This window comes from Streptomyces sp. NPDC057438 (assembly GCF_042802995.1).
GTDB lineage: Bacteria > Actinomycetota > Actinomycetes > Streptomycetales > Streptomycetaceae > Streptomyces.
In genome coordinates this window covers 1-22,019 of sequence record NZ_JBHVDD010000125.1, presented here as the reverse complement: position 1 = coordinate 22,019, position 22,019 = coordinate 1, and the positions used below count along the sequence as shown (strand labels likewise).

Sequence of the window (22,019 nt, the reverse complement as noted above, 5' to 3'; positions counted from 1 at the left end):
GGGGTGCACAGCCCGCCCTGCCTGGGAGCCCCGTGGTCCTACACCCGGTTGAAGAACCCCCACACCTCGGCCGGCAGCCAGGTCCTGGATCCGCTGTCACCGGGGGCCCGGTCCTGGGGCGCCGCGATGTGTCCTTCGTCGAACGCCGCCCACGCGACCGGCCGTCCGGCCGCGCACCCGGAGTACGTGGTGACCCGGTGCGTCAGGCTGCCCTGCGCCGGCTCGGGCGGATTCTGGGGTGTGCAGCCGTTGTTCCTGACGAACCGGTCCCGCATCGCACGGCCTCCGGAGATGCCGAGGACGTTGTCCCGCAGGCCGTGCACGCCGAGGTAGGCGATGGGCTGCGTACCGCCGCTGCATCCGCTGAGCTGGCCGCCGCTCTGGACCGCGACCGCGCGGAAGACCGTGGCCCGCGAGCAGGCGAGCGCGTACGACATGGCGGCGCCGTAACTGAATCCCAGGGCGAAGCGCTGGGTGGTGTCGATGCACAGGGCGGCGTCGATCCGCCGGATCATGTTGTCCACGAAGGTGACGTCCTCGCCGCCGGCGTTGCCCCAGCCGTTGTTGAGACCCTGGGGCGCGACGAAGACGGCGCTGTTGTTGGCCAGCCGCTGGAGCCCGTAGTAGGCCCAGGTGCCCGATTCCACGGTGCGGCCCGTGGAGACGTCGGTGGAGGTGCCGCCCAGCCAGTGGAACCCGAAGACCAGCCGGTAGGGGCGGTTGCGGTCGTATCCGTCCGGGACCCGCAGGATGAAGCTGCGGTTCTTGCCGCCGCTCTGGATCGTGTGCGTCCCGCTCGCCAGCGCGGGCGCCTTGCCGCAGCCGGCGGTCGAGGCGGCGGGGGCGCGTACGGAGGCCGCGGCCGTGCCCGAGGCCGCGACCGTGGTACCGACCAGGGTCAGCACGAGCGAGGCGACGACGGCGGGCCACAGGCGTGTTCTGGTCCTCGTGATCATGTGACTCCTTCTCCGGCGATCTCCGGCTGCATCCGGCAAACCGATCCCCATGAATGTCGTGCACCTGACAGTGCGAGGGAACGCAAGATTCGGCCACGTCCACGATCGAATGCCTACGGGCATCAGGTAGTCCGGGACTATAGAGAGGCGGTCGAACATGTCAATACGGTGCGTTGCCTCGGCACCCCACGAACGCGGGATCCGACGACGCAGGCCAGGACCAGGCAGGCGAGCCTACGGGCGTCCCGGCAGCGGCCCATTCCGATGCACGGATCCAACGAAATGTTTCGCCACGACCTCCGAATCATGCGAGAGGTATTGACGGGGTTCGCTGGCCTCCTATCATCCAAAGTGCTCGACGTGCCGATCGATGTACGACATCACGAACGAGGCAGAGGCAGGCCCGGCCACGGGATGCCCTCCTCGACGAGCCACCGCACGCTCCACGACGCACGTCGGCACAGCACCCGGCCCCACACCCGCCCCCACGACGGCCCGGCCGCGCGAGGAGAACGACATGGACATGTCATGCCCTGATCAATTCTGGGATCGCCGTCGCACGCTGGCCGCGGCCACCGGTCTGGTGACGGGCACCCTGCTCCCCCTGACCGGAGCGTCACGAGCAGTCGCGGCCCCCGGTCCGGAACAGGGACCATCGGTCACGGCTGCCGCGAACCTCACGAATCCGGTCGTCTGGCAGGACTTCGCGGACATCGACATCATCCGCGTCGGCAACACCTACTACGCCTCGGCCTCCACGATGCACTACTCCCCGGGAGCACCCGTCCTGCGCTCGTACGACCTGGTGAACTGGGAGATCGCCGGTCACGCGGTACCCACCCTCGACTTCGGCGCCAAGTACGACCTGAACGGCGGGCGCGGCTATGTCCGGGGCATCTGGGCGTCGTCGCTGGCCCATCGCCCGAGCAACGGGACCTTCTACTGGCTCGGCCAGATCGACTTCGCCAGGACGTACGTCTACACCGCCACCGCCGTCGAGGGGCCGTGGAACAGGCTCACCACCATCAACACGCCCTACTACGACGCCGGGGTGCTCGTCGACACCGACGACACCCTGTACGTGGCGTACGGCAACTCCACCATCAGCGTCGCCCAGCTCTCACCGGACGGCCGTACCCAGGTCCGCACCCAGCAGGTGTTCACCACACCGTCGAGTGTCGGCACCCTGGAGGGCTCCCGCTTCTACCGGATCAACGGGCAGTACTACATCTTCCTGACCCGTCCCGCGAACGGCCAGTACATCCTGAAGTCGTCGAGCGGCCCCTTCGGTCCGTACACGATGCGGCAGGTCCTGCTCGACCTGCGAGGGCCGATCCCCGGCGGCGGTGTCCCGCACCAGGGCGGCCTGGTGCAGACACAGAGCGGCGCCTGGTACTACCTGGCGTTCGTGGACGCGTACCCCGGCGGCCGGGTGCCCGCTCTGGCGCCGGTCACCTGGACCTCGGACGGCTGGCCCGTGGTGCAACTCGTGAACGGCGCCTGGGGCGCCTCGTATCCCGCCCCGGCCGTACCCGCCCCACCCCGCCCGGTGACCCCCATGATCGGCGTCGACACCTTCGACGGGACGACCCTCAAACCGAGGTGGGAGTGGAACCACAACCCGGACAACACCAAGTGGTCGGTGAACAACGGCCTGACGCTGGGCACCGCGACCGTCACCAACGACCTGTACTGGGCCCGCAACACCCTCACCCACCGCATCCAGGGCCCCACCTCCACCGCCACCGTCCAGCTCGACCCCTCGGCCATGCGCGACGGCGACCGGGCCGGACTCGCGCTGCTGCGTGACTCCTCCGCGTGGATCGGGCTCAAACGCGACGGCGGCGTCACCCGGCTGGTCATGGTCGACGGGCTGACCATGGACGGCAGCTGGAACACCACCGGCACCGGAGTCGAGCGGGCGAGCACGAACGTGCCGGGCGGACGTCTCTGGCTGCGGGCGAACGCCGACATCCGCCCCGGGTCGTCCCGGCCCGGCACCTTCTCCTACAGCACCGACGGCACCCGCTTCACCCGCCTCGGCCCCGCCTTCTCCATGGGCAACGACTGGCGCTTCTTCATGGGCTACCGGTTCGCCCTCTTCAACCACGCCACCCGGGCACTCGGCGGCTCCGTCCGCGTCACCCGGTTCGAGGTGTCCACCCCCTGAAGACCGTCCGCACCACCGAAAGCGCCGCACCCGCTTCGCCATCACCCGCACCCGACCGTACGAGGAGAACGATGAACCAGTGGATACGGCTCGGCCGACGCCGGGCGTCGGTACTGGGCCTGGCAGCGCTCATGGCCCTCGTGACGCCCGGCATCGCGAACGGCGCGCCGGAGGGGGGTCCCGGCCCCGCGACCGGCTCGCAGAAGGCGGTGAAGGCGTCCACCCTGGGTGCTCAGGCCGCCCAGTCCGGACGGTACTTCGGGACCGCCGTGGCAGCCGGACGGCTGGGGGACAGCCGGTACACCGGCATCCTGGACCGGGAGTTCAACTCGGTCACGGCCGAGAACGAGATGAAGTGGGACGCGACCGAGCGGTCCCGGGGCCAGTTCACCTTCGGGGCCGGGGACCAGATCATGAACCGTGCGGTCTCCCGAGGCCAGCGCGTGCGCGGTCACACGCTGGTGTGGCACCAGCAGCTCCCCGACTGGGTCAAGTCCATCAGGGACGCGAACACGTTGCGCGGCGTGATGAACAACCACATCAGCACCGTGATGAACCACTACAAGGGCCGCATCCATTCCTGGGACGTGGTCAACGAGGCCTTCGCCGACGGCAACAGCGGCCAGATGCGCAGCTCGGTCTTCCGGGACGTGCTGGGCACCGGCTTCATCGAGCAGGCGTTCCGCACCGCCCGTACGGCCGACCCCGGGGCCAAGCTCTGCTACAACGACTACAACATCGAGGACTGGAACGCCGCCAAGACCCAGGGCGTCTACCGCATGGTCCGCGACTTCAAGTCGCGGGGCGTGCCCATCGACTGCGTCGGACTGCAGGCGCACTTCGGCGCCGGCGGTCCCCCCGGCAGCTTCCGGACGACGCTGGCGAACTTCGCCGCGCTCGGTGTGGACGTACAGATCACCGAGCTGGACATCGCGCAGGCGCCGGGGTCCGCGTACGCGAACACGGTCCGGGCGTGCATGGAGGTGCCACGCTGCACCGGCATCACCGTCTGGGGCATCCGTGACAGCGACTCCTGGCGCAGCGGGGAGAACCCGTTGCTGTTCGACCGCAACGGCAACAAGAAGCCGGCCTACCAGTCGGCGCTCACCGCGATGGGCGGCTCGCTCGCGTGATGCGGGTCGGCCCCACCCCCTGAACCGGACGCAGGCCCCTGGCTCACCCCCGGGGGCCTGTGTCCCTCCAGGCGTCGCCCAGGACGTTCACACGGTGGGCGCGCGGCTACTCGTCCTCCTCCGGGTCCCAGGCCAGGAGCAGGTCGAAGAGACGGCGGTCGCCGTCGGACTTCAGGGAGTCCACCGGGATGCGGCCGTACAGGGCCAGGACCAGCTCGCCCGCCGTGCCTCGCAGGGAGGCGTCGGCGGGCGTCGTGCCGGGGGCGGTCAGGCGGGTGGCCCGTGTTCCGTCGGCGGAGAGGGTGAGGCGCCAGGAGTGGCCCTCGGTGGCGTGGCAGTCGAGGGCGGCGGGCTCGTGGGGCCAGGGGGCCGTCCCGGCGCAGCAGGTGGTCAGGAACTCGTCGACACCGTCGAGGGCGGCCTCGTCCGGCAGCGGCTGCCCGGTCCCGGTGGTGATCTGGGCGTCGTAGGTGTGCACCACGGCCTCCTGGACCTGGTGCCGGGCGACCGCGCCGCTGGTCCGCGGTGACTGCGACGTGCCCCACCAGGTCCAGCAGCCGCGGTCCGGGCCGGACTCCCGCAGGGCGTCCAGCAGTTGTCCGGTGGACTCGGCCGACCAGGCCAGCAGGGCCGTACGTTCCCGGGGCGCGTCCGGGGCGGTCTCGGGCAAGGGGGCGTCGGCCGGGCCGGCGGCGACGGTGGCGGCCCAGAAGCGGTGCACCGAGCCGAGGTGCCGTACCAGATCCCGCAGCGTCCACTCGGGGCAGGTCGGCACCCGCGCCGCGAGATCGGGAGCGGCGGCGACCGCGGCCCGGAACGCGGCGGAGCGCTCCTCGATCAGCCGCAGCAGTACGGGGAACTCCGGGGGCACGGCCACAGTCATTGTCACTACGACTGTCTATCACCGTGCTCCGCCGCCCGGACAGCGGTTTTCACGGCCGCCTCACCGGGCGCGCGGCAGCGGCCGCGCGCCCGACGCCTCAGCGGCGGCCGTGGAGTTCGATGGCGAGGGGGGTCGCGGTGAACATGGAGGAGTACGTGCCCACGGCGAGGCCGATGAGCAGGGCGAGGGCGAAGTCGGTGAGGGAGTCGCCGCCGAGGACCGCCAGAGCGGTGAGGATGAAGGCGGCGCCCATACCGGTGTTGACGGTGCGGGGCAGGGTCTGCAGCAGAGCCCGGTTGGCGACGGCCGCGAAGGGGGAGGTGCGGTCGAGGCGGCTCAGGTCCCTGACCCGGTCGAAGACGACGACGGAGTCGTTGACCGAGTAGCCGATGACGGTGAGCAGCGCAGCGAGGAAGACGCCGTCCACGGGCTTGCCCAGCCAGGCGAAGACACCGACGAGGATCACCACGTCGTGGGCGAGGGCGGCGACGGCGGAGGTGCCGAACAGCCAGCGGAAACGGGCCGCGAGGTAGAGGAGCTGGGCGCCGAGGGCGACGACGAGGGCGATCAGGGCGCCGTTGCGCAGCTCCTTGCCGAGGCTGGGGCCGATGGCCTCGTCACGGACCTTGTCGGCGTGGTCGGTCAGCGTGCCGATGGTGTCGGTGACGGTGGCCGCCTGCGCCTCGCTCAGCCGGTCGGTGCGGACGGTGAGTCCGCTGTCGCCGGAGGTCTGGACGACGGCCCGGGGGAATCCGGCGTCGGCGAGAGCGGCCCGCGCCCGGTCGGGGTCGACCGGGCCGGCGGTGGTGTACTCGACGAGGCGGCCGCCGGTGAACTCGATCCCGAAGTCCAGGCCCCGTACGCCGATGCCGGCAACCGCGACGGCCAGGACCACGGCGGAGACGGCCAGCCACCGCCGGGGCCGGCGCATCAACTGCGGCGGTGTGCGCGTCAGGCGGTCCCGTACGGCGCCGGTCCGGGCGATGCCCGTCAGGCGCGGGCGACGGCGGACCGAGGGCCGGGAGGCCGCGTGGTCGGCGAGCACACGGGTGATCACCAGGGCGCTGAACATGGAGGCGAGGACGCCGATGCCCAGGGTGACACCGAAGCCGCGCACGGGTCCGGAGGCGAGGAAGAACAGCAGGCCGGCGGCGATGAGGGTGGTGACGTTGGAGTCGGTGATCGCGCTGAAGGCGCCCCGGAATCCCGCTGTCAGGGCCGATCGTGGACTGGGCCGCCGCTGGGAGGCGTGCTCCTCCCGGGCCCGTTCGAGGACCAGGACGTTGGCGTCGACCGCCATGCCGATGGCCAGGACGAAACCGGCGAGGCCGGGGAGGGTGAGGGTGGCGCCCAGGGCGGCGAGGGTGGCGTACGAGATCAGGCCGTAGCAGACCAGCGCCACGGTGGCGAGGACGCCCATGAGCCGGTAGACGGCGATGATGAACAGCGCGGTGAGGGTGGTGCCCACCGCGGCGGCCCAGACGCTGGCCCTGATGGCCTCGGCGCCGAGGGTGGGGCCGACGGTGCGCTGCTCGACGTTCTCCACCGGGACGGGCAGTGCTCCGCCGTTGATGAGCAGAGCGAGTTCCTTGGCCTCGTCGGCGTCGAAGGAGCCGGTGATCTGTGTGGAGCCACCGCTGATCCCGGCGTCGCAGCCGACCGAGGGATCGATCTGGGGCGAAGTGATGATCTTGTCGTCGAGGACGATGGCGACGCGGCGGGCCGGGTCCCCCGCCGGGGCGCAGGCGGCCCGGCCGGTCAGGCGGGCCCAGCCGTCACGGCCGGCTCCCTCGAAGTCGACGGTCACGTGCCATCCAGTGCCGGTCTGCTGGTCGAGCCGGGCGGTGGCTTCCTCGACGTCCTGGCCGGTCAGCGCGGCCTCTTCCAGACGCAGCAGCTGCCCGGACTCGTCGGCCAGGACCCTTCGGTCCGTGCCCTTGCCGCTGTCCTCGGCCTTGTCCGTGGCCTTGTCCGCGGCGTCGGCGGTGGTCGTGCCGAGGACCTGGTGGAAGGTGAGCTGGGCGGTGCGGCCGAGGACGTCGGCGGCCTCGGCCGGGTCCTGAACTCCGGGGAGTTCGACGACGATCCGGTTGTCGCCGGAGCGCGCGAGGGTGGGTTCGGCGACGCCCAGGGCGTCGATGCGGCCGCGCAGCACCTCCAGGGTGCGGTCGGTGGCCTCGCCGTCGGCGGCGGTGGTGGCGCTCGGGCGGGTCTCCAGCACGATCTGGGTGCCGCCCCGCAGATCGAGTCCGAGATGGACGGGTGTGGTGAGGGCGATGTACAGGGACAGGGCGACGGCGGCGAGGGCGAGCAGCCCTCGGACGCGCGGGGCGCGGGTCAAGAGGGGCCTCCGGCAGGCACACCGCGGCCGGACACGGCCGCGGTCGACGGAAAAGGAGAAAGGAAGCTCAGGTGCCTGGTGGAGGAGGCGGTGCCCGCCCCAGGTGACGGCCCGTCGGAGGGGGCGAGGCCGGCGGGGCGGCCGCGGCAGGGGAGGTCGTGGGTCCGCGCCGAGGCGGGCCGACCGTTTCGCGCGGTGCGGCGAGAACGGCCGTGTGCGGGGGCGACAGCCGCTCCGCGGGAACATCGCGGGAGCCGCGGAGCAGGGCGGCGCCATGCCCGTCGTCCGCCGGTGTCCCGCTGTCGGCCCGCGCGAACGCGAAGGCCGACGCGGCACGGCCCTCGACGACCGAGGCCACGCGGGAGGAGGGAGGGTGCTCGGCACCACCGTACGAGGGCGGCAGGAACAGGCCGGTGAGGACGGCGAACAGGACGGCGAGCGCCGCTGCCGGGCCGAGGCCGCTCCCGCGAGGGGCGGTGGACGAGCCGCGTGCCATGCGCCGTCCCCTCCCCGTTCCGGTGCCTGATGTAAGTGCTTCGTCAGTGCCAACGCGCCTGCCCGGCCCGGAAGTTCCGGGCGCGTGCGCGACGGGCGAACACGCGTGCCCGCGGGCGGTGTCAGGGCTCGATCCCGCAGGCGGTGTCAGGGTTCGATGAGACCGGCGCGGATGGCGTAGCGGGTGAGTTCCAGACGGTCGCGCAGGCCGAGTTTGTGCAGCAGGTTCGCGCGGTGCCGGTGAACCGTCTTGATGCTGATGAAAAGCAGTTCGGCGATCTCTTTGGAGGAGTGCCCCTCGGCGACGAGCTTGAGAACCTCCTCCTCCCGGGGGGTCACCACCTGGTCGGGCGGTTCCTCCCCGTGGCGCACCCGGTCGAGATAGTTGCGCACGAGCGCGGTGACCGCCCCCGGGTAGAGGAAGGGCTCGTCCCGCATGGCGGCCCGGCAGGCGGCGACCAGGTCGCGGTCGGCGACCGACTTCAGCACGTATCCGCTGGCACCCGCCTTCAGCGCCTGGAAGAAGTACTGCTCGTTGTCGTGCATGGTCAGCATCAGCACGCGCAGGTCCGGCTTCAGCGCGATCAGTTCCCGGGCGGCCTGCAGACCCGTCATCCGGGGCATGGCGATGTCCAGCACCGCGAGGTCGACCTCGTGCGTGCGGGCCTGGGCGATGGCCTCCGCGCCGTCCCCGGCCTCGGCGACGACCCGGAGGTCCGGCTCGCCGTCGAGGATGAGCCGCACACCGCGCCGTACGAGCGCGTGGTCGTCGGCGAGGAGGATGCGGATCTCGGTCGGGTCGGTCGGGGTCATGGCTGCTTCCTGGGGACGGGTACGGTCAGGCGGACGTGCGTACCGGTGGCCGGTCGGGAGGCGACGTCCAGCGCGGCCCCGATGAGCAGGGCCCGCTCGCGCATCCCGCGGATCCCCGCCCCTTCCCGGGCCACGCCCGCTCCCCGGCCGTCGTCCGTGACGGCCAGGACGACCACGCCGTCACCCGGGCTCAGGCTGACCTCGACCCGGCCGGCGTCGGCGTGCCGGGCCGCGTTGGTCAGGGCCTCCTGCGCGACCCGGTACAGCACCAGCTCGGTCGCCTGGTCCAGTTCGGGCAGGCCCGTGCCGAAGCGACGGACGACGCGCAGCCCGGTGTGGGTGGCGAACTCGGTGGTCAGCGAGGTCAGGGCACTGACCAGGCCGAGATCCTCCAGGACACCCGGCCGCAGTCGGCGCACCAGGCGGCGGACCTCGTCGAGGCTCTCGCGGGTGATCTCCTGCGCCTGGTGCAGCTCGCCGCTCAGGGGTTCGTCCGCGTCGTCGGCCGCCCGTTTCAGCCCCAGCAGGACGGCGGTCATGCTCTGGCCCACCTCGTCGTGCAGTTCCTGGGCGATACGGCGGCGTTCGTCCTCCTGCGCGAGCAGCGCGCGGGCGCTGCTCGACGCCCGCTCGTGTTCGAGCCGGTCCAGCATGGCGTTGAAGGTGCTGACCAGCTCGGCGGTCTCGCCGCGGCCGCGCTCCGGCAGCCGCTGGCCGGGCCGCAGGAGGTCGACCGTGGTCATGAGTCTCGTCAGCCGGTCCAGGGGGGCGAGCCCGATGCTCAGCAGGGCGGCGTTGGCGATCAGCATGACGCCCAGGCCGGCCACGAGGATGATCGCCTCGGTCAGCACCACCGGCACGGACACGGTCACCGGAGCCCACAGCAGCAGTGCGGTCGCGGTCCCCAGCACCACGGCGTTGAGGGCGAAGATCCGCCAGAACAGGGACACCGCGACGACGCCTTCCTTCCTGCCGGTGACACGGGCCGTGTCGTCCTCGTGGCGGGCGCGCGGCCCGGCCCGTGTGCCGTGTCCCGCCGCCGCGGGCCGGTCTCCCCGCAAGCCTGCCCGTACCCGGGCGGTCGCGTCGATGGGGCCCGATGCCCATTTCCGCCGCCGACCGGCCCACGCCACGGTAGACCCCGTGCGGCGGTGAATGGGTATTGCGCCCGATGGGCTTCGCGCGGCGCATCGGCCACGGTGAGGTCGTACCCCCGTCCACCGTGCGGAAGACAGGACCCGCCATGTCACTCGATACGCCCCGGACCGAGTCCCGGCCCGGACGGCTGTCCGCGCCCGAGGCCCGGCAGCGCCTCGCCCACGAACGCGACACCCGCCTGACACAGCTGCGGGCCCTCGCCGAGGCCGGACGCGAAGCGGAGGAGCAGCTGATGCCGGGACAACGGGACACGATCGAGCGCGTCCTCAAGGAGATCGACGCCGCCTTCGCCCGCGTCCAGGACCGTACCTACGGCACCTGCCTGGGCTGCTCGAAGCCCATTCCGGTAGAGCGTCTGGAGATCCTGCCCTACACGCGGTTCTGCGTCCCCTGCCGGCAAGACGCGGTCTGACGACCGCCGCCCGGTGACTCCGTCTCCCTGACAGCCCGAGGGGTAAGTGGTGAACCAGCAGACCATCGGCGAACGCGAACGCGACACGGCCCTGTCGGCCGCGGACCTCGCCGCGCTGCGCGACAGCCTGAACGAGCAGCGCCTGTTCCGCCGCGAACAGATCCAGCAGCTCACGGCCACGGCCGTGCCACGCGCCGAGGCGCTGCTCGACCGGCGGGCCGCCTCCCAGACCGAGGTACGCGTCCAGCTCGCCGCGTCGGCCCGCATGGTCCTCGCCGACGTCGAGGCGGCCCTGGAGCGCATGGACCAGGGCCGCTACGGCAGCTGCCACCTGTGCCGCGGGCCCATCGACCGCGAGCGTCTGACGATCGTGCCGCAGGCCCGCTCCTGCGGCCGCTGCCAGCACCTCAGGGAGGCGGGCCGGTGACCACGTTCCGCCGGCCCCGCTCCCCCGGGCCCCGGCACCGGCCGTGGCCCCGGTGCCGGCAGTGCCTCGGCATCGCCCTCGACCTGGGCAGCGACCGTACGCGTGCCTGGGGTTGCGACGGAAAGCCGCTCTTCGACGTACCCACGGTGGCCTTCGGCGACGGGGTCGTCCGTCCCGTGCGGCGCGGTGCCGTCGTCGACACCGCCGCGGCCGCGACGCTGCTCGACCGGCTGCTCGCCCATCGGCTGCCCCGCTCGGCCCACCCCCTGCTCATCCTCACCACACCCGCCCTCGGGGGTGTGGCCTTCCGCGCCGAGGCCCGGGCCGCGGCCGAGGTCCTGCGGCCGCACACGGTCCTGACCGTTCCCGCCGCACGCGCCGTGGCCGTCGCCGCGGACGCCGACCTGACCCGGCCCCTGCTGGTGGTCGACATCGGCGCCCAGGTCACCGATGTCGTCCTGCTCGACGACGGCGCCGTGACCGATGCCCGCCGCACCACCCTGGGGACCGACGACACGGACCGGCGCACCCCGGCCGCGCGGCTCACCGAGGCGGTCGGCACGATGACGACGGCCATGCTGGACCAGGACCGTACGTCCCGCACCCGCGAGGCACTGCGCCGAGGCGTCCTCCTGGCCGGTGGCGGGGCCCTGGGCCCCGGTACCGGCCCCCGGCTGGCCGAGCGGCTGGGCGCGCCTGTCCGGACCGTCCCCGGCCCGCACACCGCGGCCGTCCGCGGGGCCGCCGTCCTGCTGCGGTCCGCCCACGACCACCCCTGCACCGGAGTCGGGGTGTCTGGGTAGGGTTCGGGCCATGACCGCTCCGCACCCCTACCTGCGCTACGTGGCGATCGGCGACAGCATGACGGAGGGCCTCGGCGATCCCGATCCGGCGGGCGGGCACCGGGGCTGGGCCGACCGGCTGGCCGGGATCCTGGCGGGCGGGCAGCCGGCCCTCACGTACGCCAACCTCGCCGTCCGCGGCCGGACGGCGGGTCGGATCCGGGCCGAACAGCTGGGAGCGGCACTGGAGTTGGAGCCGGACCTCGTGACCGTCATGGCCGGGATGAACGACCTGGTGCGGTCCGGCTTCGACGCGGCGTCGGTCTCGGCCGACATCGAGGAGATGTTCGCCCGCCTCACCGCGTCGGGTGCCCGGGTCGCCACCGTGAACTTCCCGGACCTGGGCAAGGTCTCGCCGCTCGCCCGCCGGGTGCTCCCGCGCGTGGTGGACCTCAACACCCGTCTGCGCGCCGCCGCGGAGCGCCACGGTGTCCTGGTGCTGGACGTCTTCGCGCATCCGGTCACCACCGATCCGCGCCTGTGGGCCGACGACCGGCTGCACGCCAGCCCGCTGGGTCATGCGCGAATCGCTTCCGGCATGGCCCACGCCCTGGGTCTGCCCGGCCACGCCGGCTGGACGGAGCCGCTGCCAGCCCGGCCGCCGGTTCCCGCACTGCGGGCCGTGGGCGTCGAGGCGCGGTGGGCCGTGGAGTTCCTCGGGCCCTGGTTGTGGCGACGGCTGCGCGGCCGTTCCTCGGGCGACGGCCGCTCGGCGAAGCGGCCGTCGCCGGGGCCGGTGAAGCTTCCGGACGCGGTCTGAGGTCCCCCGCCCGGCATCCGCACCGCCGCCGCTCCACACGTCCGGTGAGCCCGGCGACCTGGCGGGAGGCCGCGTCCGGCGGCGAACGGGGTGGTGCCGTCGGGGGCGCGAGCCGGACCCAGGCTCGCAGGAGACGGTGCCGGAGCCCGCCGGGCGGGGAATCCACCGTCCAGGCTCCGGCGAGCGGCCGGCCACCCCGCCGTGTCCGGTGGCCCTTGTCGCGCCGGAGCGGATCCCACCCGTCACGGCGGCCCCGCACGTGCCCGGTCGCCGGCGTGGGTGAAAATTTTCGCCAACTCGGAACGTTACCCACCGGTCAATCTTGAACCCTCAAACAGCGCGGATATCATCACACGCACACACGGTGTGATCATTCGGTCGCCGACTACCGGTGCACGATGCGCTCCCCCGTTCCCGCCCCGGGCCCGAAGACCTCCCCCTCCGGGCCCGAGGCCGCACCACCTCCCCAGTCCTCCACGCCGGCGGCCCGTGGCGTCCGTCGGTCGTGCCCTCACGAAGGCAGCACATCGCATGAGCAGCACCAGGGGCCGAGGACTGCAGGCCAACGTCCTCGGCACGTTCGACACGGTGGTCATGGCGGTGGCGGGCAGCGCGCCCGCCTACTCGATCGCGGCGACCACCGCCGTCCTCGTCGGCGCGGTGGGCCTCGCGAGTCCGGCGGCGCTGTTGTACTGCGCGATACCGATGCTGGGCATCGCCCTGGCCTTCAGCTACCTCAGCCGCATCGACGTCAACGCGGGCGCCAGCTACTCCTGGGTGGGGCGCACCCTGCACCCCTTCCTGGGGTTCCTCAGCGGCTGGGCCCTGGTGATCTCCGCGACCATCTTCATGGTGGCCGGCTCCCTGCCCGCCGGCGCGATGACGCTGTCCCTGTTCGACGAGGACCTGGCCGACAACACGGCGCTGGCCACCGCGGTCGGGGCCTTCTGGTTCCTGGTCATGCTGTTCGTGGTCCTCGGGGGAGCCCGCCTCACCGTCCGCGCCCAGCTCCTCATGTCGGGCGTGGAACTGGTCATCCTCGCCCTGTTCGCCGTGCTCGCGCTGCTGCACGGCGACAGCGCCCGGTCCTTCGAATGGTCCTGGCTGGGCTTCAGCCAGTTCGACGGGGTGAGCGGCTTCGCCTCGGGCGCGTTGATCGCCGCCTTCTACTACTGGGGCTGGGACGTCACGAGCAACCTCAGCGAGGAGACCCGTGACAGCCGCCGCACCACCGGTCTCGCCGGTCTGATCGGCGTCGGCATCGTCTTCCTGCTGTTCGAGGTCTTCACCATCGCGGTCAACGTCCTCCTGACCGACACCCAGATCCAGCAGAACGACGCCAACGTCCTGGCGGTGCTCGGCGAGGAGGTCTGGCCGGGGCTGGGCGGCAAGCTGCTCATCGTGGCCGTGATGCTGTCGACCATCGCGACGCTGGAGACCACCCTCATCCAGGTCACCCGGTCCCTGTTCGCGATGGGCCGCGACCGCACGATGCCCGAGGCCCTCGGCCGTGTCCACCGCACCTGGAACACCCCCTACGTGGCGATCAGCGTGGTCGGCGGTGTGGCCCTGGTGATGTTCGTCGCCTCCAACGCGCTCGGCTCGGTCGGTGACATCCTGGCCGACGCCATCTCCGCGATCGGTCTGCAGATCGCCGTCTACTACGGACTGGCCGGACTGGCGGTGGTCGTCGCCTACCGCAGGATGCTGCTGAAGTCCGTGTCGAACTTCGTCTTCGGCGGGCTGTGGCCGCTGCTCGGCGCCCTGTTCATGTTCTGGGTGCTCGTCGAGTCGCTCGGCGAGCTGAGCAGCGCGTCCGTGGCCATCGGACTCGGCGGCCTGGCGGTCGGCGTGATCCCGATGCTCTGGTACTGGCGCAAGGGCAGCGAGTACTACCGGCCCGCCCCGCTCGACGCCGCCGAGGCCGTCGGGACGGGGGCCACGTCGGGCGACGCCGCGGCCGCCGCTGCGGCGGCCGGCCGCTCCTCCGCCCACGAGGGTCTCCCGACCGACTTCTGAGAGGGACCCGATGGCGCGCGAACGCTTCGCACCCGACTTCGACTCCGACTGCGGTGACGCTCCGCTGACGTCGGCCCGGCAGGACATCGTCATCGGCCGCTGGCAGGGCCCCCGTGAGCTGCTGCGCATGACCGGCCCGGCGTGGGTCGCCCGGGGCCACCGGGTCCGGATGCTCGCGCAGGCGTGCGCGGGCAGTTCCACGGTCGAGTCCTGGCTCGCCGCCGAGCCCCGCAGTGCCGACGCCCTGGTGCTGCGGGCCGCCACCGAGACGGCTCGGGCCTTCAACCTGGCCATCACCGCCGGCCGGGGGGTCCCCATCGATCCGCGGCGCATCGACAGCGCGGCGGTGGCCTGCTTCGAGGCGGCCGAGGCGTGCCCCGACGACCCCACGCCGTGGATCTCCCTGATCTCGGTGGCCCGGCTCTACTCCGGCGGGGTGCGACGGCAGGAACTGGCCCGGTGGTGGGACGAGTTGTACGACCGCGACCCGTTCAGCGTGGAGGGCCACCTCCAGGTGCTGCACTACTACTCGTCACGCTGGCACGGCTCGCACGGCCTGATGTACGACTTCGCCCGGGACGCGGCCGGTGTCGCACCGCCGGGGTCCCCGCTGCCGGTGCTCGTGCAGTACGCCCGGGTCGAGGAGTACCGCACGCTGCGGGAGCAGAACGGGGTACGTGCGACCGGTGTCGGCATCGGGCAGCACTGGAGCCACGACGGCGCCGCCAGCGACGTACGGCGCACCTGGCAGCGCTGGATCGCCGGACGGCCGGACGGTCCCCCTCCTCCCGGCGAGGTGCGCGACCTCAACTACCTGACCCACGCGGCCTGTTCGGCCGGACTGACGGACATCGCCGGATCGCTGTTCCACATCGTCGGGCGGCACGCCACCCGGACGCCGTGGTCCTACACCGGCGATCCGTCGCGCCAGTTCACCAAGTGGCGCAAGGAGTTCCTGCCGCGCGGCTGAGGCACCGGCGTCCGGGGGCCAGGTCCGTAGGTGACCCGGGCCGGCCGGTGGCCGCGCCGGTCCGCCGGGTTCGGGCGCGCGCCTACGGGGCATCCGGTCCACCCGGGGGCCGGGCTCACGGCCCCGGGCCGGGGTCCGGACGCACCGCCTCGGTGATGCCCGCCCGGGCCGCTTCGAGCTGAGCGGCGAAGGCGATGCCCAGGAACAGTGCCACGCCGGTCAGGTTGGCCCACAGCAGCAGGGCGACGAACGCCGTCAGCGGTCCGTACACGGCGCCGAACGAGCCGCTCTCGGCGACGTAGAGGGCGAGCAGCCAGGTGGCCGTGATCCACAGGACCAGGTGGACCGCCGAGCCGAACGCGAGCCAGGTGTAGCCCGGCTGGTCCCTGCGCGGGGACCAGCGGAAGATCACCGCCGAGGCGACCCAGGCCAGGCCCACACCCAGCGGGACTTCGAGGGGTCGCAGCCAGGCGAGCCGGTTCTCGGGCCAGCCGAGCGCCTGCACCACTGCGTTCCCGACGGCGTCCCCCGCGACCAGCACGAGGAACCCCAGCACCATCGGCATGCCCGCGGCGAGGGCGAGGAGCAGGGACCGCCCGTACTTGTGCGCGAACGGCCGGTCGCGCTCGATGCCGTAGATGCGGTTGGCGCCGCGCTCGACCTGTCCCATCGCCGAGGCGAGGTTGAGGACGGCGAAGGCCAGGCCCACCCACATCGCGACGGCGTTCCAGACGCCGGACCCGGCGGTGCGCGCGGTGCCGTCCAGCGCGTCCTCGACCAGGCTCGCGCTCGCGCCGGGCACGATCTGGCCCAGGGTGAGTTCGATGATCCGCCCCACGCTCTCCGTGTGCACGGTGGTGGCCACGCCGACCAGCGCGATGGTGAACGGCACCAGCCCCAGGACCACCTGGAACGCCAGCGAGCGGGAGTTGGTGAAGCCGTCGGCGTAACGGAACCGGGCGAACGCGTCGAGGAGCAGCCGGCGGCCTCCGTAGTGGCGCAGTGCCGTGAGCGCCTCGTCGCCGGACAGCTCCTCGCCGATCATGTCCCGCGTCTGCGGAACGTGCACGACGGTCCCCATCGAGAACGTCTCCTCCCCCTCGTTCCCCGCGGCCGGGGCGAGCACGCGATCCTGCTGCCGGGAGAACGGTACAGCCGGCGACGACGTCCTCGCCCTCAGGTGGATCCGGGGTGGCTGCCGGGCCCTTCGGTGTGCGGGGACAGGGGGGTCGGTGACAGGGCCGTGTCCTCCTCGCCGGGTTCCAGGAGGGTGTTGGCGGCGCCGACGATGAGCGGGTCGGGGGTGCCGACCGCCTCGGGGTCCTTGTTTCCGTAGTCGACGCGTGACAGCAGGCTGCGCATGGCCTCCAGCCGGGCGCGGCGTTTGTCGTTGCTCTTGACGACGGTCCAGGGGGCCTGTTCGGTGTCGGTGGCCCGGAACATGTCGACCTTGGCCTCCGTGTAGTCGTCCCACCGGTCCAGTGAGGCCAGGTCGGTGGGCGACAGTTTCCACTGGCGCACCGGGTCGACCTGACGGATGGCGAAACGGGTGCGCTGTTCGGCGCGGGAGACGGAGAACCAGAACTTGCACAGCAGGAAGCCGTCGTCGACGAGCATCCGCTCGAAGGCCGGGCACTGCGCGAGGAACAGTTCGTACTCGTCCTTCGAGCAGTAGCCCATCACACGCTCCACGCCGGCCCGGTTGTACCAGGACCGGTCGAAGAAGACGATCTCACCTGCCGTCGGCAGGTGGGCGATGTACCGCTGGAAGTACCACTGCCCCGTCTCCCGTTCGGTGGGCTTGTCCAGCGCCACCACCCTGGCGCCTCGGGGGTTGAGCCGCTCGGTGAGACGTTGGATCGTGCCGCCCTTGCCCGCCGCGTCACGCCCCTCGCACACCACGATCACCCGCGCGCCCGCGTCCTTGACCCACCGCTGGAGCTTGAGCAACTCGATCTGCAGGACGCGCTTGCGCCGCTCGTACTCCTGACGGCCGACCTTGCGCCCGTAGGGATGGTTCTCACGCCATGTCGTGAGGGGGCGGCCGGTCCCGTCGAGCAGGACCGGCCGCTCCCGTCGGCTGGTGTCCACGGTCAGGCCGTCCAGCAGCTCGTCAGCGTCTTCTTCAGCGTTCATCACACCACTCCCGCATGGGATCCTCGCCCGCTCCGGTCGGGGCCGGACGGCCCCGTCCGGCGCACCCTGCCGAGGTCAGAACGGCATGCGGCCACGGGTACGGCGGCCCGCCGAGCCGCTCCGGCCCACGGCGCGGGAACTCGACCGGAACGGCTTGCTGAACAACCGGCCCAGGACGCCGGGCGCCTTGCCGCCCACCCGCGACCCGGCACCGAGCGAACGCTGCGTGCCGCGCTCGGGGTGACGGGAGAGGCGCGGGACGAAGAAGGCCAGAACGGCAAGGACCACACACACTCCGACTACGGCGGCAATGATCACGAGTTGTCTCCCTAGGCTGGTCGGGAGCGTACGGGTTCCCCGTCGGCGTCCGTCCATGTGAGCGCGCCGCGGGCCGCTTCCGCGGCTCTATGACCGCGGGGAGGAAGGGGAGGGCCTGTTCACGTCACGCGGGCACCGAACCCGACGGTTCGGCGTTCGACGGCTCGGCGGACGACGGCTCGGCGGACGCCCCGTCGACGAGGTCCGGCAGCAGCCCCCTCAGCGCCTCGCGCTGGGCCGGCCCCATGAACTGGCCCAGAGCGCAGGTGACCGTCTGGGCGAGCGAGCCGGACGCCTCCTTCAGCAGGCGCCGGGCCTTGTCGGTGAGAGCCACCTGGATGCCGCGTTTGTCACCGCACACCGACTCGCGGGTGACGAGATCGGCGTGACCGAGGCAGGCGATCTGGTAGGTGAGGCGAGTCTTGGGGCGGCCCAGGAGTTCCGCGATCCGGGTCATCCGCAGCCCCTCCTCGGGGTGCGCGGCCAGCAGACAGAGGATGAGGAACTCGTCGTGCGAGACCCCGAGCCGCTCCTTCACGACCGCGCGCAGCCGCTGCTCCACCGCACCGGTCGCGGCCAGCAGAAGCATCCAGGCGTGCAGCTCGGCGGGCAGCGGCCCGTCCGCGCCGACGGAGGGACATGTGGGCAGGTGAGCGGGCTGCTCGTCGGGGTCGGCCATGGGCCAAGTGTAACTGTTGTCCAATTTTGAAGAATGAGGGTTGTCCACATTCGAATGACGGGCTAGCTTCGGTCATGCAAATTTGGACGACCTCATCGACTGGAGAAGAACCATGACCGTCGCCGTGGAGACCGGACTGTGGCAGCTCGACACCACCGCCTCGACCGTCGCCGTGCAGCACAGGACCATGTGGGGCCTCGTCAACGTCAAGGGCACCTTCGGCACCGTCCGGGGACAGGGCGAGGTCCGCCCCGACGGCTCCGCCGTCGGCGTGGTGACCTTCGACGCCGCCTCCCTGGACACCAGGAACGCCAAGCGCGACGAGCACCTGCGGTCCGCCGACTTCTTCGACGTCGAGCGTCACCCCGAGATCACGTTCGCGGTCCGCAGCGCCGAACTCCGCGACGGTGACGCGGTGCAGGTGGTGGGTCAGCTCACCGTGCGCGGCATCAGCAGGTCGCGCTCCCTGACCGCGCGCCTGACGGAGGCGAGCGCCGCGGGGCTCACGCTGGAGACCGAATTCACCGTGGACCGCGAGCAGTTCGGCATCAGCTGGAACCAACTGGGCATGATGCGCGGCCAGGCGACGATCTCCGCGACTCTGCGCTTCGCCCGGGCCGGCGCCTGACCACCACTTGGTTCCACGCCGTCGCGTGTCATGATCGGCTCATGTCCGAGTACTCCTGGCCGTACGAGAACGGTCGGCGCACGCCGGCCGGTGGCACGGCGGCCTGGACCACGACGGTCCGCGGTCTGCCGGTCGGGACGCCGGTCACCGGTGAGGTCATCGGCAGACAGCCCTTCGGTGCCTTCGTAGCCGTCGACGGCCACCCCGAGGCGATGGGCCTGGCCCGCATCGACAGGATGCCGCGGTGCCATGAACTCCCGCTCGTGGGGCAGTGCGTCTCCGGCGAGGTGGTCTGGCATGCCGAGCACCAGCACCAGGTGGGCATCGAACTCCGGGAATGGGCCGAGCACGAGGACCTGCTTCCCGGACTCACCGAGCTCGTCGGCCAGGTCGTCACGGGCACGGTCACGAAGATCGCGCCGATCGGATACCTCGTCGGTGTGGCCGACTGCGTGGAGGGGCTCGTACGGGCCGCCGGGACGACCGCGGACCTGGCGGACGCCGTCCGCGTGGGCCAGGAGGTGTCGGTACGGATCGTCGCCGTCGAGATCGAGGCGCGGCGGGTGCTTCTGTCGGCCGAGGATGGCTGCCCCGGGCGTCTCGCAGACTGAGTCGGGGGCGGCGGTCCGTGCGCGCCGGCCGACCATGGCGTGATGTCCACGGGGACGACGTCCCGCCCCTGCCGCCGATGTCTCCTGGCCCTGGGAGGTCACTGCCGCCGCCCGGTGCTCGGGGCGGTAGGTCGGTCGGTAGGTCGGTAGGTCGGTAGGTCAGGAGGCCCGTCGGACCGGCTTCGGCCGCGCTCCCCTGCCGTGCGCCGGGCGCGGTGCGGACCGCCGGCCTCCGCGCACACCCGTCCGCCCGGCGCACGGCCGTCGCGGTCTCCAGCGCACAGGGCCCCGCCGCGCCGGACGCCCACACCGTCCGCGCCATCGGCCGGCATCGCCGCGGCCCCACTCCCGCACACCCCACCCCCGTTCGGCTGTCGTGTGCGCCGGTGTCGTCCGGGCATCCGGCGTGGGCGACATACGGCCCGCCGTCAGCCGCTCGTCGCGGCCGTCACCGTGGCGGGGTCCACGCCGGTCAGTTCGACGATGCGGTGCGGCGGCACACCCGCGGCCAGGGCACGCGCGATCAGCCCGTCGCGGCCGTCCGCACTGTCGCGGTAGGCGAGCAGTTCCTCCTCGATCTGGGCGAGAGGTTCGGGTGCCAACTGATGGCGCACCCGGCTCACTTCCTCGTCGCTCAACGGGACGGGCAGCCGCTCCGCACCCTCGGGAATGGCGGCGGTCTCCTCCGGTGGCAGCAGGCGCAGGTGCGGGGAGTTGGGCGCGCTGCCCTGAGCGTCCAGCCAGGCGCGTACCGCAGGAGTCTCCATGCAGGTGAGACCGTCGACGGCGGCCGGGGCCACGCCGAGCGGCGCGGACATGTCGTCGAGCAGGAACAGATAGGCGTCGTCGGTCATCCTCGGCTCTCTCTCCACGGGGCCAGATCGACATCCCTCTACCCCGGCGCGGGGCGGTGTCACAGGAAACGGCGGATGGGTTGCACCGCCATCTCCCTGGCTCTCTGCACGACGGAACGTCTCTTCCAGCGACCGGACCGGACCGGCTCGCTCACCTTGACGTCCGCGTCGAAGTGGTCGTCGAGGGTGCAGGTGAACCCTTCGTCGAGGACGGCGAGCATGATCTCCTCGTCGTGGTCGAGGGAACGGCGGTTGAAGTTGGTCGAGCCGATCAGCGCGGCGACGCCGTCGACGGTGATGACCTTGGCGTGCATCATCGTCGGCTGGTACTGGTAGATCCGCACCCCGCAGGCGATGAGGTCCTCGTAGTGATGCTGGCCGGCCAACTGGCAGACCCGCTTGTCGGTGTGCGGTCCCGGCAGCAGGATCTCCACCCGGACCCCGCGCCGGGCGGCCGCGCACAGCAGCTCGACGAAGTACACGTCGGGCGAGAAGTAGGCGGTGGCCAGGCGGAAGCGCTCCTCGGCGGACTCCAGCATGACGCGGATCAGGGTCTGCATGTCCTGCCAGCCGATGCTGGCCGAACCGCGCACCACCTGGACGATCGCGTCGCCCTGCGGGCGGTGCTCGATGAACCGGTCCCGGTCGTCGAAGAGTTCCTCGTGGCACTCGGCCCAGTTCTGCGCGAACGCGGCGGCCACACCGTCCACCGCGGGCCCGCGGACCTCGACGTGCGTGTCACGCCACTCGTTCTCGTCACGCGCGTCACCGCACCACTCCTGGGCGATGCCCACCCCGCCGGTGAACGCGATCTCCTCGTCGACGACGAGGACCTTGCGGTGACAACGGTGGTTCTGCTTGAGCGGGGAGAGGTACAGCGGCTTGCGGAACCAGGCCACCTGCACTCCGGCCCGCTCCATCGTCTCCAGTTGCTCGGACTCGATCAGCCGGCTGCCGAACCCGTCCAGCAGCAGCCGTACGCGGACACCCGCGCGGGCGCGCTCCGCGAGGGCCTCGGCGAACTCGCGGGCGATGTCTCCCCGCCAGTACACGAACGTCATCATGTCCACCGTGTGTTCGGCACGGCGGATGGCGGTGAGCATCGCGGCGAAGATCTCGTCTCCGTTGCGCAGCGCGGTGAGCGCGTTGCCCTCGGTCGCGGCGACCCCTATCAGGCGCTCCAGGCGCCTGCGTATCCGAGTGACCCGGTACTCCACGGACGACGTGCCCGGCTGTCCGGGGACATGTGACGTCAGCTCGGACGGTTCATGCGTACTGGTCATGACATTCCTTAACCCGAATAACGCGGCGGAAACGTGGACGGAAGGGCGGCAGGTCGCGGGCGCGAGGCGGCGCTCGCAGGCGCGAGGCAGTGGTCGCACGCGTGGGGCCCGGCCGTCGGATCGGCCGGGCC

21 protein-coding genes and 1 pseudogene are annotated in these 22,019 nt (G+C 72.0%); 10 read left to right on the top strand and 12 right to left on the bottom strand.

The features are described 5' to 3' along the window. Positions 1-38: 38 nt before the first annotated feature. Positions 39-956, bottom strand: coding sequence for an alpha/beta hydrolase family esterase (locus ACFU5F_RS39190; RefSeq protein ID WP_383898046.1), 918 nt, complete (start codon positions 954-956; stop codon positions 39-41). A gap of 523 nt (positions 957-1,479) precedes the next feature. Between ACFU5F_RS39190 and ACFU5F_RS39185 the strand changes: the two genes are divergently transcribed. Both ACFU5F_RS39185 and ACFU5F_RS39180 read left to right on the top strand, forming a co-directional pair. After that, positions 1,480-3,126: a glycoside hydrolase 43 family protein gene (locus ACFU5F_RS39185; RefSeq protein WP_383898052.1), complete on the top strand. Its 1,647-nt coding sequence runs from the start codon at positions 1,480-1,482 to the stop codon at positions 3,124-3,126. Between the two features lie 71 nt (positions 3,127-3,197). After that, positions 3,198-4,256 (top strand): annotated as a pseudogene (locus tag ACFU5F_RS39180) (endo-1,4-beta-xylanase); the annotation flags it as partial. A 109-nt stretch (positions 4,257-4,365) separates the two neighbouring features. Here the strand turns inward: ACFU5F_RS39180 and ACFU5F_RS39175 are convergent. The 5 genes from ACFU5F_RS39175 to ACFU5F_RS39155 form a co-directional block, all read right to left on the bottom strand. Then, complete coding sequence (locus ACFU5F_RS39175) at positions 4,366-5,142, bottom strand: maleylpyruvate isomerase family mycothiol-dependent enzyme (protein ID WP_383898050.1); 777 nt, start codon at positions 5,140-5,142, stop codon at positions 4,366-4,368. Between the two features lie 97 nt (positions 5,143-5,239). Then, positions 5,240-7,483: a protein translocase subunit SecD gene (secD, locus tag ACFU5F_RS39170; RefSeq protein WP_383898044.1), complete on the bottom strand. Its 2,244-nt coding sequence runs from the start codon at positions 7,481-7,483 to the stop codon at positions 5,240-5,242. 67 nt (positions 7,484-7,550) lie between these two features. Further along, positions 7,551-7,979, bottom strand: a complete 429-nt coding sequence (locus ACFU5F_RS39165) for a hypothetical protein (RefSeq protein WP_383898043.1) — start codon at positions 7,977-7,979, stop codon at positions 7,551-7,553. Positions 7,980-8,125: 146 nt separating this feature from the next. Continuing rightward, positions 8,126-8,791 carry a response regulator gene (locus tag ACFU5F_RS39160; protein ID WP_383898042.1) on the bottom strand — a complete coding sequence of 222 codons (666 nt, stop codon included), beginning with the start codon at positions 8,789-8,791 and terminating at the stop codon, positions 8,126-8,128. Continuing rightward, positions 8,788-9,741 carry a HAMP domain-containing sensor histidine kinase gene (locus tag ACFU5F_RS39155; RefSeq protein WP_383898048.1) on the bottom strand — a complete coding sequence of 318 codons (954 nt, stop codon included), beginning with the start codon at positions 9,739-9,741 and terminating at the stop codon, positions 8,788-8,790. Before ACFU5F_RS39155 ends, ACFU5F_RS39160 begins: the two co-directional genes overlap by 4 nt. Positions 9,742-10,034: 293 nt before the next feature. On the opposite strand from ACFU5F_RS39155, the gene ACFU5F_RS39150 reads away from it, so the two are divergent. From ACFU5F_RS39150 to ACFU5F_RS39125, 6 genes are all read left to right on the top strand, one after another. Beyond that, the gene (locus ACFU5F_RS39150) at positions 10,035-10,361 is read left to right on the top strand and encodes a TraR/DksA family transcriptional regulator (RefSeq protein ID WP_383898040.1); all 327 of its coding nucleotides are present in this window, start codon (positions 10,035-10,037) and stop codon (positions 10,359-10,361) included. 46 nt (positions 10,362-10,407) lie between these two features. Then, on the top strand, positions 10,408-10,788 hold the full coding sequence (locus ACFU5F_RS39145) for a TraR/DksA family transcriptional regulator (RefSeq protein ID WP_383898038.1): 381 nt from the start codon (positions 10,408-10,410) through the stop codon (positions 10,786-10,788). Beyond that, positions 10,785-11,591: a rod shape-determining protein gene (locus ACFU5F_RS39140; protein WP_383898036.1), complete on the top strand. Its 807-nt coding sequence runs from the start codon at positions 10,785-10,787 to the stop codon at positions 11,589-11,591. Before ACFU5F_RS39145 ends, ACFU5F_RS39140 begins: the two co-directional genes overlap by 4 nt. A gap of 10 nt (positions 11,592-11,601) precedes the next feature. Continuing rightward, entirely contained in the window at positions 11,602-12,390 is a 789-nt protein-coding gene (locus ACFU5F_RS39135) for an SGNH/GDSL hydrolase family protein (RefSeq protein WP_383898034.1), read from the top strand. A gap of 531 nt (positions 12,391-12,921) precedes the next feature. Beyond that, positions 12,922-14,409 carry an APC family permease gene (locus ACFU5F_RS39130; RefSeq protein ID WP_383898032.1) on the top strand — a complete coding sequence of 496 codons (1,488 nt, stop codon included), beginning with the start codon at positions 12,922-12,924 and terminating at the stop codon, positions 14,407-14,409. A gap of 10 nt (positions 14,410-14,419) precedes the next feature. Then, positions 14,420-15,379, top strand: coding sequence for a hypothetical protein (locus tag ACFU5F_RS39125; protein WP_383898030.1), 960 nt, complete (start codon positions 14,420-14,422; stop codon positions 15,377-15,379). 115 nt (positions 15,380-15,494) lie between these two features. On the opposite strand, the gene ACFU5F_RS39120 is transcribed toward ACFU5F_RS39125, so the two are convergent. The 4 genes from ACFU5F_RS39120 to ACFU5F_RS39105 form a co-directional block, all read right to left on the bottom strand. Further along, positions 15,495-16,460 (bottom strand): YihY/virulence factor BrkB family protein, encoded by a 966-nt coding sequence (locus tag ACFU5F_RS39120; RefSeq protein ID WP_383898028.1) that lies wholly within the window; start codon positions 16,458-16,460, stop codon positions 15,495-15,497. A 95-nt stretch (positions 16,461-16,555) separates the two neighbouring features. Further along, positions 16,556-17,515, bottom strand: a complete 960-nt coding sequence (gene ppk2 / locus ACFU5F_RS39115) for a polyphosphate kinase 2 (protein WP_383898026.1) — start codon at positions 17,513-17,515, stop codon at positions 16,556-16,558. Positions 17,516-17,590: 75 nt separating this feature from the next. Further along, on the bottom strand, positions 17,591-17,833 hold the full coding sequence (locus ACFU5F_RS39110; RefSeq protein WP_383898024.1) for a DUF6411 family protein: 243 nt from the start codon (positions 17,831-17,833) through the stop codon (positions 17,591-17,593). 124 nt (positions 17,834-17,957) lie between these two features. Beyond that, complete coding sequence (locus ACFU5F_RS39105; RefSeq protein ID WP_383898023.1) at positions 17,958-18,512, bottom strand: MarR family winged helix-turn-helix transcriptional regulator; 555 nt, start codon at positions 18,510-18,512, stop codon at positions 17,958-17,960. A gap of 112 nt (positions 18,513-18,624) precedes the next feature. Here ACFU5F_RS39105 and ACFU5F_RS39100 point away from each other — a divergent pair, with 112 nt between their 5' ends. Further along, the gene (locus ACFU5F_RS39100) at positions 18,625-19,140 is read left to right on the top strand and encodes a YceI family protein (protein ID WP_383898021.1); all 516 of its coding nucleotides are present in this window, start codon (positions 18,625-18,627) and stop codon (positions 19,138-19,140) included. 41 nt (positions 19,141-19,181) lie between these two features. Next, entirely contained in the window at positions 19,182-19,751 is a 570-nt protein-coding gene (locus tag ACFU5F_RS39095; protein ID WP_383898019.1) for a S1 RNA-binding domain-containing protein, read from the top strand. 428 nt (positions 19,752-20,179) lie between these two features. On the opposite strand, the gene ACFU5F_RS39090 is transcribed toward ACFU5F_RS39095, so the two are convergent. Both ACFU5F_RS39090 and ACFU5F_RS39085 read right to left on the bottom strand, forming a co-directional pair. Continuing rightward, entirely contained in the window at positions 20,180-20,605 is a 426-nt protein-coding gene (locus ACFU5F_RS39090; RefSeq protein ID WP_383898017.1) for a DUF6003 family protein, read from the bottom strand. 59 nt (positions 20,606-20,664) lie between these two features. Further along, entirely contained in the window at positions 20,665-21,888 is a 1,224-nt protein-coding gene (locus ACFU5F_RS39085) for a phosphatidylserine/phosphatidylglycerophosphate/cardiolipin synthase family protein (protein WP_383898015.1), read from the bottom strand. Positions 21,889-22,019 lie beyond the last annotated feature (131 nt).